At 71.4% G+C, this 14665-nt stretch carries 9 protein-coding genes; 4 read left to right on the top strand and 5 right to left on the bottom strand.

Features of this window, described 5'->3' with window-relative positions; translation table 11 throughout:
* Positions 1 to 7 precede the first annotated feature (7 nt).
* Complete coding sequence (locus ACFPZ3_RS18930; RefSeq protein WP_379515453.1) at positions 8 to 2491, bottom strand: ATP-binding protein; 2484 nt, start codon at positions 2489 to 2491, stop codon at positions 8 to 10.
* Positions 2492 to 2642: 151 nt separating this feature from the next.
* Positions 2643 to 3164 carry a PadR family transcriptional regulator gene (locus ACFPZ3_RS18925; RefSeq protein ID WP_379515452.1) on the bottom strand — a complete coding sequence of 174 codons (522 nt, stop codon included), beginning with the start codon at positions 3162 to 3164 and terminating at the stop codon, positions 2643 to 2645.
* A 47-nt stretch (positions 3165 to 3211) separates the two neighbouring features.
* On the opposite strand from ACFPZ3_RS18925, the gene ACFPZ3_RS18920 reads away from it, so the two are divergent.
* Together ACFPZ3_RS18920 and ACFPZ3_RS18915 are read left to right on the top strand one after the other, a co-directional pair.
* On the top strand, positions 3212 to 3433 hold the full coding sequence (locus ACFPZ3_RS18920) for an alpha/beta fold hydrolase (RefSeq protein WP_379515743.1): 222 nt from the start codon (positions 3212 to 3214) through the stop codon (positions 3431 to 3433).
* A gap of 39 nt (positions 3434 to 3472) precedes the next feature.
* On the top strand, positions 3473 to 3655 hold the full coding sequence (locus ACFPZ3_RS18915; RefSeq protein ID WP_379515451.1) for a hypothetical protein: 183 nt from the start codon (positions 3473 to 3475) through the stop codon (positions 3653 to 3655).
* A 144-nt stretch (positions 3656 to 3799) separates the two neighbouring features.
* Here the strand turns inward: ACFPZ3_RS18915 and ACFPZ3_RS18910 are convergent, their stop codons facing one another.
* The 3 genes from ACFPZ3_RS18910 to ACFPZ3_RS18900 form a co-directional block, all read right to left on the bottom strand.
* Entirely contained in the window at positions 3800 to 7699 is a 3900-nt protein-coding gene (locus ACFPZ3_RS18910; protein ID WP_379515450.1) for a S8 family serine peptidase, read from the bottom strand.
* Positions 7700 to 7843: 144 nt separating this feature from the next.
* Positions 7844 to 9025, bottom strand: a complete 1182-nt coding sequence (locus ACFPZ3_RS18905) for a flavin-dependent oxidoreductase (protein ID WP_379515449.1) — start codon at positions 9023 to 9025, stop codon at positions 7844 to 7846.
* A gap of 284 nt (positions 9026 to 9309) precedes the next feature.
* Complete coding sequence (locus ACFPZ3_RS18900) at positions 9310 to 10773, bottom strand: serine hydrolase domain-containing protein (RefSeq protein WP_379515448.1); 1464 nt, start codon at positions 10771 to 10773, stop codon at positions 9310 to 9312.
* A gap of 66 nt (positions 10774 to 10839) precedes the next feature.
* Between ACFPZ3_RS18900 and ACFPZ3_RS18895 the strand changes: the two genes are divergently transcribed.
* Together ACFPZ3_RS18895 and ACFPZ3_RS18890 are read left to right on the top strand one after the other, a co-directional pair.
* On the top strand, positions 10840 to 11973 hold the full coding sequence (locus ACFPZ3_RS18895; RefSeq protein ID WP_379515447.1) for an SAM-dependent methyltransferase: 1134 nt from the start codon (positions 10840 to 10842) through the stop codon (positions 11971 to 11973).
* A 138-nt stretch (positions 11974 to 12111) separates the two neighbouring features.
* A complete protein-coding gene (locus tag ACFPZ3_RS18890; protein ID WP_379515446.1) occupies positions 12112 to 14640 on the top strand; it encodes an FHA domain-containing protein in 2529 nt (842 codons plus the stop codon).
* Positions 14641 to 14665 lie beyond the last annotated feature (25 nt).

Below are 14665 nucleotides of genomic sequence, written 5' to 3'. Positions count from 1 at the left end.
CGGTGGATCAGGTCTCGTCCCCGGGAGCCGGCGGCGGGAGACGGGCGAGGTGCGTACGAATGCTCTCGGCGTCGGCCCCTCTTTCCTCGGTCCTGTCGACGCCGAGGGCGGCCATGATGTCCAGGGCCTGAGTCCAGTGATGGCGGGCGGCGTCGTGGTGCCCGAGGGCGGCGTGGGCGTGCGCCAGGCCGTCGTGGGCGCGGGCCTGATCGCTCGCCTGGTCGAGGCCCAAGGCCAGGTCGAGGGCCTCCCGGTGGCTTTCGAGAGCCTCGCCGGAGCGCCCGGAGTCGTGTTGCAGCCGGCCGCTGCCGTGGACGGCCTCGAACTGCCAGTTGCGGTTGCCGATCTCGCGGGCGAGGTCGAGCGCCTGCTGGTAGCAGTCGAGGGCCTTTTCGCGCAGCCCCTGCGACCGGTACACATGGCCCAGGCCGTTGAGGTTGGTGAGCTCGCCGAGCCGGTGCCCGGTGGTGCGGGCCAGGCTCAGGGCCTGCGAGAAGCAGTCTTCGGCCTGCCGGTGCCGGCCGAGCTTCAGATGACTGTGGCCGAGGCCCTGCAGCGCCCGCGACTCACAGGTGCGGTGCCCGATCGTCCTGGCGAGTTCGAGGGCCTGCGTCAGGTGGTCGGCGGCGGCCTCATGGTGGTCCATCAGCCGGTGGACCTGGCCGGCGTCGATCAACGCGTCCAGCTCACCGGTGCGATGGCCGATCTCGCGGGCGATGCCCAGCGACTCCGTGAAGGCTTCGACGGCCGGCGCGAACTGCCCCTGGTAGGCGTACAGCGCGCCGGCGCCATGCAGCGCCCGCAGCTCTCCGGCCCGGTGGCCGACGGAGCGGGCGATGTCCAGGGCGCGCATGGTGTCCTCGACCGCCGTTTCGTACCGGCTCATCACACAACGAATCTCGCCCAGCCCCAGGAGCGCCTCCATCTCGCCCGGCGGGTCCACGGCGGCGGACAGCGCCCGCAGATGCAGCGCCTCGGCTTCGGCGTAACGGCCGCGGGTGCGCAGACATCGGTGCAACGTGCCCGACAGGTGCCGGATGTGCGCGGGGAAGCCGTGTTCGGCGGCGTGCTGGGCGAGGGCGAGCAGGTTGGCCAGCTCCGCGTCCAGCCACGCGGTGGCGCTCGGCACATCGGGCATGGACACGGTGTCGGCCGGCAGGTGGGGCCGCATGTCCGCGTCGTAGGGATAGAGGCGGTCCATCGCCGCCGAGGCGGCCTGGCCGTAGTGGTCCAGCAGCCGGGTCAGCGCGGCACGCCGGTCGGACTCCGGCTCCTCTTCCGCCGCCATCGCGGCGGCATGGGCGTGGATCAGGTCGTGCAGGCGGTAGCGGCCGACAGCCGGCTCCTGCAGCAGATGAGCCTCCAGCAGCCGATCCAGCAGCCGCACGGCCTGTTCGCGGGTGGTGTCCAGCAGGGCGGCGGCCGCCTCGGCCGCGATGTCCAGCCCGACGTGCAACCCCAGCAGCCGGTACGCGCGCCGCTCGGCAACGGTCAGCTCCCTGTACGACAGGTCGAGCGCGGCGGTGACACTGCGCTGGCCCGCGTGCAACTCGCTCAACAGGCTCTGGTGCTCCTCCAGCCGTTCGAGCAGATGGCTCACGCTCCACGCCGCATGGGCCTTCAACCGGGCCGCGGCCAGCCGGATCGCCAGCGGCAGCAGCCCGCAGCGCCTGACCGTCTCGGCCAGCGCCTCCCGCGGCACGCCCGCCACCCGCTCCGGCCCGGCGGTGTCGGAGAACAGCGCGATCGCGTCGGTGACCGGCAGCACGTCCAGCGACACCGTACGGACATCGTCCAGGCCGACCAGCCGCCGTCGGCTCGTGATGAGCACCAGGCAGCCGCCCGCACCCGGCAGCAGCGGCTCCACCTGCGCCTCGTCGGCGGCATTGTCCAGCACGAGCAGCATGCGGCGCTCGGCCAGCAGGGTCCGGTACAGTGCCGCCCGATCGTCGACGTGCTGAGGGATCGACTCGCCGGGGACGCCCAGCAATCCCAGCACGCGGGCGAGCGTGTCGGCCGGGTCGGCCGGGGTCATGCTCTGCGTGTAACCGTGCAGGTCGACGAAGAGATCACCGTCGGGGAAACGGGCGGCCAGCAGATGCGCGGCATGCACGGCCAGCGCGGTCTTGCCGACACCCGCCATGCCGTCGATGGCGGTGATCAACACCGTGGTCGCGCCGCCGGCCTCGTCCAGAAGGGCCAGCTCCGCTGCCCGGCCGACGAACGCCACATCGGCCGGCAACTGCCGCGGTGCCGCCCGCGCCGGGCGGGAGCTCTGCGGGATGCCGCTCGCGGCGGCGGTCAGGATCGACAGCTCCGCGGCGTCCAGTCCCAGCGCCTCACCCAGCAGTCGCACCGACATGCTGCGCGGCCGTCGCAACTCACCGGACTCCAGCCGGCGAACGGTCCGGACATTGAGCCCCGCCAGCGCCGCCAACTGCTCCTGGGTCAGCAGCGCCCTCTCACGCCACGCCCGTAACAGCGCACCCAACGCGGGTTTCTCCGCTGAAGGGCCACCCTCGACATCGTCGAGTGCTCCTGACGGCATGAACACAACTCCCGCGGTCCGCAGTCCGGATCAGACAGGAGACTACTGTGAGAATGCCTCGGCGAACAGGGCGTGTCGGCCGGCGGGGCGAGGATCAGCCGGCCTCCAGATCGGCGATCTCCCTGCGCAGCCACTCCATGTCGGCCCGTTTGGTGGCCGCGGCCATCGACAACATGCCCTTGCGGAACCTGTCGGTCATCTCGGCGGCCCGCAGCGGCCGGCCCTTGTCGTAGAAGTAGCTGGCGGGCTGGTCGTAGAACTCCAGTCGCCGGCGCAGCACGCCCGCCTGGTCGGCGCGGTCGGGCAGGTAACCGAGGAAGGCCAGCAGAATCAGGAACGAGTTGCGGTCGGTGACCTCCACCTCGGCCGGGTCGCGCAACCGTCGGAGCAACTCCTCCCGGCCCTCGTCGGTGAGCGAGAGAAGCTGCCTGGTGCCGCCGCCGGGGTCCGGCCACTTGTCCAAGAGGCCGGCCTTGCGCAGCCGGTCGAGTGCCGGATAGAGGGCGCCGTCGCTCACCGGCTTGATGTGCCCGGACAGGCCGGAGATCTGGGCCCTCAGCTCGTATGCGTGCATGGGCCGTTCGTAGAGGAACCCCAGGACGCACAACTCCAACATGCGCAGCAGCTTATCTCTAATCGAGTTGCCTCTATTCGAGACACTCGATTAGAGTCACGCAGCATGACGGAGACACGATTCCTCACCACACCCGCCGGTGTCCGGCTCGCCTACGTCGACAGCGCCTGGGGCTCGGGCCGGTGACCGTCATCGGGCATTCGCTCGGGGCCGTCAACGCCTACCAGCTGGCGGCGCGGCGGCCGGACCTCGTGGACAGGTTCGTGGCGATCGACTTTCCCGTTGAGGCCCGCCACTATCCCGACCCCTGACTCGACCTGCTGCCGGAGCGGTTCGGGAGCCTGACGCAGATGCGCGAGACGATCGCGGAGCTGGTGAGCCTGGGGGTGCCGGGGCACTTCATGGAGAGCGCGGTGGAGGACGAGCGCGGGTGGCGCTTCCTGTGGGCGGCCGAGGACGTGCTGGCGGTCAAGCGCGGGGTCGTCGGCTCCTGGTGGCAGGACTGGACGGGCAGCTCGGCGACGTCCACCTGAGCCATCACCACGTCTCGCCCGGTGCGCCCCGCGTGCCCGATCCCCGGCCCTCCCGGTCAGCCCCGGCCCTCCCGGTCAGCCCCGGCCCTCCCGGTCAGGGCCTCCCGGTTAAGGTCAGGCCAGGTTAGGCCAGGGCAGGGCGGGTCAGCAGTTGGTGCGGGGCAGGGTGGCGTCGTGGTGCGCCTCGGTGTGCGGGAGCAGGCGCACGTCGAACGTGGTCGTCCGGTGGTCGTCGGCCGTCACCGCCACCTCGCTTCTCAGCAGGCCGCCCGGGGCCCACAGCGTGTAGCGGCCCTCGGCGTCGGTGCTCGCCGTCCAGGTGTCGCGCCCCCGCCGGAGCGTCACCGTGGCCCCCGGCAGCGGGGCCGTCTTACCGTCGCACGCCTTCGAGCTCACCTTTCCGGACAGCCGGCCCCAGTGCCAGGGCGCCTGTGCCTTGAGGGTCACGTCGATGCCCGGCGCCGGGTAGGGGGTGTCCTCGTTGACCGTCAGCCGCGCCTCGTACGTCCCGGGCCGGTCGAGCTCGCGGGCGTCGAGGGTCAGGGTGACGCGGGCGCTGCGGCCCGGTGCCAGGGTGCCGTGTGACGGGTCCGCGCTCAGCCAGGGCGCGTCCGTGCCCGCCGGGTCGCAACCGTCGAAGCCGGGCAGCACCTCGCCGTAGGGGGTCACGCGCGGGCCGTTCGCGCCGCCGATCTTGTACAGGCCGCAGGTGGCGGCGCCACGGTAGAGGGCGTTGCGGGAGTTCGGGAGTGCGGTCCAGGTGTCGGCGTCCGGGTCGTACGAGAACGCCTCGTTGGTCAGCGCGCTGCCGCCGTTCGTGACGCCGCCCGCGACCACCAGCCGCCCGCCGGTCACCGCGTAGCCGCTCGCCCACAGGTCCAGCGGCAGGTCGGCGGACTTGGACCAGGCGTTGCGCGCCGGGTCGTACACGTAGGCGTGCGGGGTGCCGTGCGGTCCCTCGGCCAGGCCGCCCGCGCAGTGGACCTTGCCGTCGATCCCGCCGCAGGCCGCCCACGAGATCGGCTCCGGGTAGGGGGCCGCCTCGGTGAAGCTGTCGCTCGCCACGTCGTACACCGTGACCTGGTCCGTCGCGGTCTGGCACTCACCGGTGCAACCGCCGACCGCGTAGATCTTGCCGTTCAGCACGGCGGAGCCGACCGCGCCCCACGGATGCGGGTTGTCCGCGCCGGTGCTCCAGGCGTCGGTCTTCGGGTCATAGATGAGGGTACGGGTGGCGGGCGTGCCGTCCTGGCCCCAGCCGGTGACCACGTAGAACCTGCCGTCCACGAACGCGGAGGCGGGCTTCTGGCGGGCGTCCGGCATGTCGGCGAGCCGTGTCCAGGACTTGGCGGCCGGGTCGTAGACGTAGGAGGCGGGGGTGCCGCCCTCGCCGCGCAGGGAACCGCCGAAGGAGTAGACACGGCCGTCGAGGTACCCGGCGGCGTTGTCCCTGATCGTGGTCGGATAGTCGGAAATATCGGCCCAGGGCGCCGCGTCCAGCCCGGCCGTCTCGGGCCCGGTGTTCTCCGGGGCGGTGTTCTCCGGGGCGGTGGCGGGCGTCGTGATCGCGGCAGGTGCGGCGTTCTCCGGCGCGGTGGAGGGTGTGATCGCGGCGGGGCTGAGGCCGGGGGTCGTGACCCGGCTTACGGGCGCGCCCTCACCTTGAACGGCGGCGCTCTGTCGCGACTCGGCGAGGTCGTACGTCAGCGGCGCCGTGCCCCGGTTCGTGAGGGTCAGCCGGGACTTCATCCGTTCGCCGAGCCGGGCGTCCTCCGACACCTCGTCCGTGGTCATCGACAGCAGGCCCGCCTTGAGCGCGAAGTCGGTCCTGGTCACCTGGTCCGCCCCGGACTTCACGGGGGCGGTGGCCGGCTGGTAGCCGCGCTGGACGGCGGTGAGCACCCGCTTGCCGGACGACAGGGGAGCGAACACCCGGTAGAACCCGTCGGGCAGCCCCGGGTCGTCGGAGGTGGCCACGGTCTCGCCGCCGGTCCCGCCGTCGGGCGTGACGGTCGCGGCGTTGACCGGCTTGCGGGTGTTCGCGTCGGTCACGGCTCCGTACACGAGACCGCCGGCCACCGGCGCGCAGGCCCCGCCGCCGGCCGCGTAACCGGGGGCCGTGCAGGCCGTGGCGTCGATCCCGGCCTTCAACTCAAGGACGGCGCCCGCCTCGACCTGCGCGGTGACCGGCAGGTAGCCGGGGTAGCGCGGGGTGGCGGTGACCTCGTACGTGCCGCCCACGGGCAGGGCGACGCTCACCCGGCCGTCGCCGGGAGCCGTGAACCACGTACGCGAGGCCCCCTCGACGGAGACGGCCGAGTAGAGCGGCCAGCCGTGGCCGGAGCCGTCCACGACCCGTACGGTCACGTCCTTCGTCGGCGTCGGGGACAGGGCGACGTCCTTGGTCATGCTGTCGTCGCGGGTCACCCGCACACCGCTGAGGTCCGTTGCGTCGTAGCCGAAGAGCGACAGGCTGACGTCGTAGTCGCCCTCGTCCAGGTGGAGCAGGTAGGTGCCGTCATCGCCCGTCGTGGTGTCCAGCACGCGCGGGCCCTTGGCGGTGACGCGGACGCCGGCGACCGGCTTGCCGGTGCTCTTGTCGGTGACCGCGCCGGTCAGGACGCCGGTGCCGGTGCGGGGCGAGGCGCCGACGGCCCGATAGACGTCGAGCATGCCCTCGCCGTACACGTTGTTGTCCCCGGCCGTGCCGCCGCAGGTGGTGTCGGCGTGGTCGTGCGCGGTGGCGCCGAGCACGGCCCGGGTCGCGGCGACGTCCCCGACCAGCGCGGGCGCGGCCGACCACAGGAGCGCCACGGCGCCGCTCACGTGCGGGGTGGCCATGGAGGTGCCCTGCTGCACCTGGTAGCCGCCGCCGGGCACGCTCGACCGCACGTTCTGGCCGGGCGCGACGATGTCCGGCTTGCTGTCGGAGGTCCCGGCCTCACCGCGGGAGGAGAACCCGGCCACGTTCCCGTTCTGGCCGACGGCCCCGACGGCGTACGACTCGGGGTACTCGCCCGGCGAGTGCTGCGTCCCGCACGCGGGCCCGTCGTTGCCGACCGCGAAGGCCGGAAAGATGCCCGCCGCCACCCACTGGCGTACGTAGTCCTGGTACCACGGGTCTCCCGGCGCGGAGGACCAGGAGTTGTTGAGGATGTTGGGCCGCCTGGCCGGGTCGGGGTCAGAGCCGTCGGCCTTGGTGGGGGCGAGCATCCACTGCGCGGACTGCGCCAGCGTCAGGTCGCCGCACTGGAAGTCCTTGCAGCCCTTGGCCGCGATCCAGCGGGCGCCGGGCGCGACGCCGATGCCGTCCGCGCCCGCCATCGTGCCCATGGTGTGCGTGCCGTGCCCGAAGTTGTCGCACGGCGCGGCCTGGGCGCAGATCTTGGCGGGGTCGTACCAGTTGTAGTCGTGGGTGTAGGTGCCGTCGCCGTTGTTCCCTCGGTAGGACCCGGCGAGAGCGGGGTGGGTGAAGTCCACCCCGGAGTCGATGTTCCCCACCACGACGCCCTGGCCGGTCGTCTTGTACTCGCTCCACACCTGGTCGGCGTGGATGGCGCTGACGCCCCACTCCACCGGTCCCGCCGCGGCGACGCGCTCGCCGGGGGCGGGCTTGGGCAACGTGTACGTGCGCGGCAGCCGGACCCGCTCGACCGCCGGATCGGCGGCCAGCTTCCCGGCCAGTTCGGCGGAGCCGCCGCGTACGTACAGGGAGTTGTCGATGTACAGGGAGGTGTACTCGACCCCCGCGTCCCGCAGCAGGCCGAGCGCCCCGGCCTGGCTGGACTCGGCGGTCGAGCGCAACTGCTCCACCACGGCCGCGCCACGCTTGGACCAGTCCTTGATCGCCGCCGCCGACTTCAGCGCGGCCTGCTCCTTGAACTCCACCCAGAAGTCGGTGACGCCGTCCGCGGCCAGCCGCGCCGACAGTTCGGAAGGGGGCTCCGCGTGGGCGGGCGCGACCGTTCCTGAGAGGGTCAGTAACGTGACGGCCAGGAGCGACGCGCCACGGCGCAACCGGGTGAACAGGGGATCGCGCCGCACCGGGCCTCCAAACACACGGCGCCCGGCCATCGCTTTCGACGGCGCCGCGAACGCCGTCGAGCAGCCTCGCCCAGGAAGTGTGTTCGATTCAATGTTCTGCGGAGGCGAGATCCCGCCATGTCATGAACACGACACGACAGTCGTTCACAGTGACCAGCTCCGGCGCGCGTTGAGGGTGGCGGGCTCGAAGCCGGCCAGCTTCTTGTAACGAAGGGCGATCTCCTCGCGTTCGGCCAGCGGCATGACCTGCTCGATGTCGGTGAAACCCCGCGGGGCGCGCTCGTGGGCCAGCCGCAGGATGACCTCAGGCCCGTCCTTACGGTTGGCCAGCACGACGTTGTTCGTGACCGGCCGGCGCTGGTCCTCGTAGAACTTCAGGCCCAGGTCGTTCGCCAGCGCGTAGGCCAGGACACGGGCGTCGATGACGGCCTGGGTGCCGCCGTTGGAACCGGTCGGGTACATCGGATGCGCCGCGTCGCCCATCAGCGTCACCGTCTCCGTCGACCAGGACGGCAACGGGTCACGGTCGACCAGCGGGTACTCCAGCACCTGCTCGGCCGAGGCGATGAGCGCGGAGAGGTCCAGCTCGTCGCAGTGCCAGCCCTCCACGTGGGGCAGGACCTTCTCCACGCCGATGCGCTGGTTCCAGTCGCCCCGGGGCACCCCCTCGACGTGCGCCCTGCGCTGGATGGCCCAGTTGATCAGCTGCCTGCCGTCGGCGGGCGGTGCGATGGGGTAGATGACGAGCTTCTGCGTGCCGTCGCCGACCATGATCATGGACTGGCCGGTCATGAACGGCCTGGTGTAGGTGGTGCCGCGCCACAACACGTCGCCGGCCGGCAGCGGCTCGCCCTCGCCGGGGAACAGGGCCTGCCTGACGCTGGAGCGGATGCCGTCGGCCCCGATGAGCAGGTCCGCGTCGTGGTGGAGGCCGGTGATGGGGGAGTTCAGCACCACCGCCCCTGGGCCGAGGCGCTCGCGTACCGCCTCCAGCAACATCATCTGCAGCCGGCCCCGGTGGATCGAGTACTGGGGCCACCGGTAGCCCGCGTTCAGCCCGCGCGGCTCGGACCAGATCCGCTGGCCGCGCGGGGTGAGGAAGGTCAGGTCCGCGGTCGCCACGCCGATCCTGGCCAGGCGGTCGCCCAGGCCGAGTTCGATGAGCTCGCGGATGGCGTGCGGGAGGATGTTGATGCCGACGCCGAGCGGGTGGATCTCCGGCACCGCCTCGTGGACGGTCACCTCGGTGATCCCGGCGGCGTGCAGGCTCAGGGCCGCTGTCAGCCCGGAGATGCCGGCCCCGGCGATGACCACGCGCGTCGTCATGAGAGGTCACCTCCGGGGGCGGCTGGAAGTGATAACCGGATGACCGCTTCAGCGGACGCGTACGACATGGTTCCAAAATCCGTCGATCGTGCGGAGTAGGCAAGCACCCACGAATCAGGGAAGCGGGGTGGTGCGGGCTCTGGCGACGGCCTCCGCGTGATCGGCGGGCAGCAGGTGACCCGCGCTGCGCCGTCCGCAGGCTCGGGGGCGTAGGCGAGAAGTCTCCGCCGGGACCGCCGCGTCAGCATCAGGGAAATCACCAGCCTCCTGGCATCGCCGGCGGCTCAGCCCGGAGTCCGGCGGGCGCGTACGGTGTGGATGAGGCGGGAGACGATGACGGCGGCGGCGGCCAGCGCGCCCGTGGCGGCCCAGACGTACAGCGCGAGCCACACATAGGTGCCCTGCTCCAGCGTGCCGACCCTGTTCAGCAGCAAGCCGAACAGATCGGTGAGGCCGAAGAAGAACACGATCGGCAGGACGTAGGGGATCAGCCGCACGAGCGCACGCCAGAGAGGCCGGCCCGCGCGGCGGCGGGCCCAGCGGCGGGCGCGGTAGCTTCCCCAGGCGCCGAGTGCGAGGTTGAGCAGGGTCAGGCCGGCCAGCCAGGGGTCCGCGGTCGTGGTGAAGGGGACCGCTTGCGCGTCGGGGCGGCCCTCGAGAATGTCGATCAGGCCGTCGGTGATGAGGACCGCGTCGTCACCGGAGATCATCCCGGTGTTGGTGACGACGGCGATGCCGTACCGGCTGGTGGGGAGGAGTGTCTGCGCGGAGTTGTGGCTGAGCAGCCAGCCGGTGTGCTGGAGTTCGGGCGCGCCGCCGGCGCTCTTCCCGGCGTACCATCCCATGCCGTACGTGCTGCCGTCCACGCCGGACGGGGTCTGGGCGGTCTTCACGGTCGTGCTGGGGAAGACCCGGCCGCCGCCGTTCTGCGCGATCAGCCATTTGGCCAGGTCATCGGCGGTGCTGACGACCCCGAACGAGCCGTTGAGGAACCACTTCGGATGGGAGCGCTCGATGAGCCGGCCGTAGGCGCGGACGTAACCGGCGCCCCGGCCGGGGAGGTCCTCGGTGGTGTTCACCGTCTTGGTGGCGGTCATGCCGAGCGGGCGGAACACGGTCGAGGCCATGTACTCGGCGAACGGCACCCCGGCCACCACCTCGACCAGCCGCGCCGCGACGGCGTAGTTGGGGTTGTGGTAGGCCATCCTGGTGCCGGGCTCGGTGGTGAGCGGGGCGGTTCGCAACATCGCGACAGCGTCCTGGAGCGTGTCCGGGGCGGGGAGCGTCAGCTCGGGGAAGGTCTGGTCGCTCATCCCCGAGGTCTGCTGGAGCAACTCGCGCACGGTGATCTTCGCGGCGCGAGGGTCGGCCATGGTGAATTCCGGCAGATACTTCCGTACGGGGGCGTCCAGGCTGATCCTTCGCTGGTCGGCGAGGTGCAGCACCGCCAGGGCCGTGAACGACTTGGAGACCGAGGCGAGCGGCATCGGCGTGTCCTCGCCGATCGCCTCGCCGCCGGCCGTGTGGCCGTAACCCGCGACGTGCACGACCTGGTCGCCCTTGGTGACGGCGACCAGGGCGCCGGGGAGCCGGGTCCGCTCGACATAGTTCCGCATGTAGGCGTCGATCGCGGTCGCGCTCAGTTCCCCGGCCTCCGGGGCTTTCACCGACGAGCTCGCCGCCGTCATGCCCGTGGTGAGCAACACGCCGACCAGACCGGCGACCGCCGCGACCTTCCGTACCGTCATCAGGTTCCTTCTCCGCTCTTCGTTCATTGCGGTACGAACGGTAGGAGCCGGACAAGGTGCCACACAGTGGACGATCGGCTGGAGCGCACCCTGACTTTCGTCGGGTGCCGGCGATCCAGGCCGCCCCGCCGCCCGCGCATCGGCGGCGACATCGCTCGGCTGGCCACCTTCCGGTCGGCCACCTTCCGGTCGGCCACCTTCCGGTCGGCCACCTTCCGGTCGGCCACCTTCCGGTCGGCCACCTTCCGGTCGGCCACCTTCCGGTCGGCCACCTTCCGGTCGGCCACCTTCCGGCCGGGCACCTTCCGGCGGGCACCTTCCGGCGGGCACCTTCCGAGCGGCCCGCACTATGGCAGAGTTGCCCGCATAATCCCGCGATGCGGACTTGGGGGATCGGTGCTTGAGGACGAGCGCTCGGCCGTACTCGGAGTGAACAACGACATCCCCAACGGGGCGCGCATCTACGACTACCTTCTGGGTGGCAAGGACAATTTCGCGGCCGACCGCCGGGCCGCCGAGGTCATGTTGGCCCAGAACCTGCAGGCGCCGCAGACGGCTCGCGACAACCGGGCCTTTCTCGGGCGCGCGGTCCGCTACCTGGTGCAAGAGGCCGGCATCCGGCAATTTCTGGATATCGGCACCGGCCTGCCCACGCAGCAGAACGTGCACGAGGTGGCCAGGGCCGGCGCCCCGGACGCGCGGATCGTGTACGTGGACGCCGACCCCATGGTGGTGACCCACGCCAGGGCGTTGCTGGCCACCGATGAGCACGTCAAAGTGGTGAAGGGCGACCTGCGCAGGCCGCGCGAGGTGCTCGACGACCCGCTCACCCGGGAGCTGATCGACTTCGGGCGGCCCGTGGCGGTGCTCATGGCCGCGATCCTGCACTTCGTCTCCGCCGAGGAGGATCCGGCCGCGATCGTGGCCGAATACCGGCAGGAGCTGGCGCCCGGCAGCCATCTGCTCATCTCGCACACCGCCGACGAGTCGCCCGAGCACGTCATGACGACGGCCAAGCAGGGGTTCCGGCTGGCGGGCAGTCCGCTGACGCCGCGCACGCGTACGGAGATCGCCGGTTTCTTCGGTGACCTCGACCTGGTGGAGCCCGGTCTCACCGACGTGCGGAGCTGGCGGACAGGGGAGGCGGACCTGCGGGATCTGCCGTGGGTGATGGTGGGCGGCCTGGGGCGGAAGCCATAGCCGGGCAGCTCACCGTCGGGGGTGTGTCGAGAAGATCACGGTACGAGCATTTTTGAAATCGTGGAAACGTTGCCTTCTTTCCGGGACCGTGTCTACTGTTCGAGCCCGACGATGTCCCCCCGTGAGAAAGGCGCTCTCGTGACGCAGCTTGTCATCGAAGGCCATGGCGTGTCCGTGCCCCTCGATCCGGGCCGTTCGTACCGGCTGGGCCGCGATCCGAGGTCGGACGTCGTCATCAACGTCGACCGGGTCTCGCGGGCGCATGCCGTGCTCCGGTTCGAGAGCGGCCAGTGGATCCTGGAGGACATGGGCAGCAGCGGCGGCACCTACCACGGCGGCCACCGCGTCCAGCGAGTGATCGTCGGCCCGGGAACCAGGGTCGTCCTGGGCGATCCGGCGGAGGGCGGAGTGATCACCTTCCGCATGGCCGCCCAGGCGCCTCCCGCTCCCGCTCAGGCGCCTCCCGCCCAGACGGTTCCCGCACGCGCACCTCTCGCCCAGGCGCGCCCCGCCCAGGCGCGCCCCGCGCAGGCGCCTCCCGCTCAGGCTCCCCCCGCTCAGGCGCGCTCCGCGCAGGCGCCTCCCGCGCAGGCGCCCCCTGCTCAAGCGTCCCCCGCTCAGGCCCCTCCCGCTCAGGCGCTTCCCGCCCGGGCGGCTCCCGCGCACGGGATGACGGTCCGCTTCCCGCGGACCGGCCAGTGGCGTGAGCCGGCCGCCGTCAGGGACGTCGGCGGCGCGCAGGTCGTGCGCATCGGCCGGGCGCCAGAGAACGACATGGTCGTCACCGATCTGAGGGTGTCCAGGCGGCATGCCGAGCTCCGGATCATGGCCGGCGGCCACGAGATCGTCGACGTCGGCAGCCGCATGGGCACCTACGTCAACGGCCGGCGCGTGCAGCAGGCCCGGGTCACCCCGAACGACCTCATCGGCATCGGGCCCTCGACGTTCCAGCTCGTCGGCGACACGCTCATGGAGTACGCCGACACGGGCGAGGTCTGCCTCCAGGCGCACGACCTCACGGTCGTCGTGGGCGGCGGCAAGGTGCTCCTGGACCACGTGACGTTCCCGGTCGGGGAGAAGTGCCTGCTGGCGGTCATCGGCCCCAGCGGCTCTGGCAAGTCCACCCTGCTGCGCGCGCTCACCGGGCTGCGCCCCGCCGACCAGGGCGTCGTCACCTACGACGGGCGCGATCTCTACCGCGACTACGCCGAGCTGAGCTCGCGCGTCGGCCTCGTGCCGCAGGACGACATCCTGCACAACCAGCTCACCGTGCGCCGCGCCCTCATCTACGCCGCGGAGCTGCGCTTCCCCGACGACACCAGGCAGAACGAGCGCAAGGCGCGCGTCGATGAGGTGCTCCAGCAGCTCGGGCTCGACAACCGCAAGGACAACCGCATCTCCTCGTTGTCCGGCGGCCAGCGCAAGCGCGTCAGCGTGGCACTCGAACTGCTGACCAAGCCGTCCCTGTTGTTCCTCGACGAGCCGACCTCCGGGCTGGACCCGGGGCTGGACAAGTCGGTGATGCAGATGTTGCGGGGCCTGGCCGACGACGGCCGTACGGTCGCCGTCGTCACGCACAGCGTCGCCAACCTGGACATCTGTGACCGGCTCCTGGTGATGGCGCCGGGCGGGAAGATCGCCTACTTCGGGCCGCCCGCGGAGGCGCTGCCGTTCCTCGGCTTCACCGACTGGGCGGATGTGTTCCTGGCGTTCGACGACCCGGCCAGGGACTGGGCCGGCGAGTACGCGCGCTCTCCCGCGTACCAGAAGTACATCGCGGCCGACATGATCCAGCCGGTCTCGTCGCGAGCCCCGGAGCAACGGGAGGCCCCGCCGAAACAGCAGAGCTGGCCTGAGCAGCTCAGCACGCTGGTACGCCGCTACTGCCGCGGCATCGTGGCGGACCGGTTGTTCCTCGGCATCACCGTCGCCCTGCCGATCGTGATGGGCCTGCTGGCCCGCGTCGTCCCGACCGGCAACCTGATGGGCCCGCCGAACAGCAACGGCAACGCGGCGAACCTGCTGCTGATCCTGTGCATCGGCGGCTGCCTGACCGGCGCCGCGAACGCCGTGCGCGAATTAGTCAAGGAACGCGCCATCTACCAGCGAGAACGGGCGGTCGGGCTGTCCAGGTCGGCCTATCTGTGCTCGAAACTGCTCGTGCTCGGCCTGATCACCGTGGCGCAGGGCGTGGTGCTGACCTACGTGGCGATGCTGAACGTCGAGACGTACGACACGGGGGTGTTCACGGCGCCGCTGACCGAGCTCTCGCTCGCCGTCGCGCTGTTGTCGTTCACCGCGATGACCGTGGGCCTGCTCATCTCCGCGCTGGCCAAGACCAGCGAGACGACCATGCCGCTGCTCGTGCTCGTCACCCTGATCCAGCTCGTCTTCTGCGGGGCGCTGGTGCACCTGGACGGCAAGCCGGTGATGGAGCAGCTCTCCTGGCTCGTACCGGCTCGCTGGGCTTTGGCCGCGCTGGCGGGCACGCTCGACGTGGGTCAGCTCATCCCGCACATCCAGGATCCGCCCGACCCCCTGTGGAGCCAGGACTTCGGGACGTGGATCCTGGACATGGGCGTCCTGGCCGTCCTCGGCGTCGTCTGCTCATTCCTGGTGGCCCGCATGTTGCGCCGTCACGAGCCGGCGGTGATGCGCGGCAGGTGACCGCCCAAAAACGGACCGCTCGTCA

The sequence above is a fragment of the Nonomuraea insulae genome (assembly GCF_042656245.1).
Note: the sequence above shows the minus strand (reverse complement) of the source record. Positions and strands in the feature narration are given on the sequence as shown.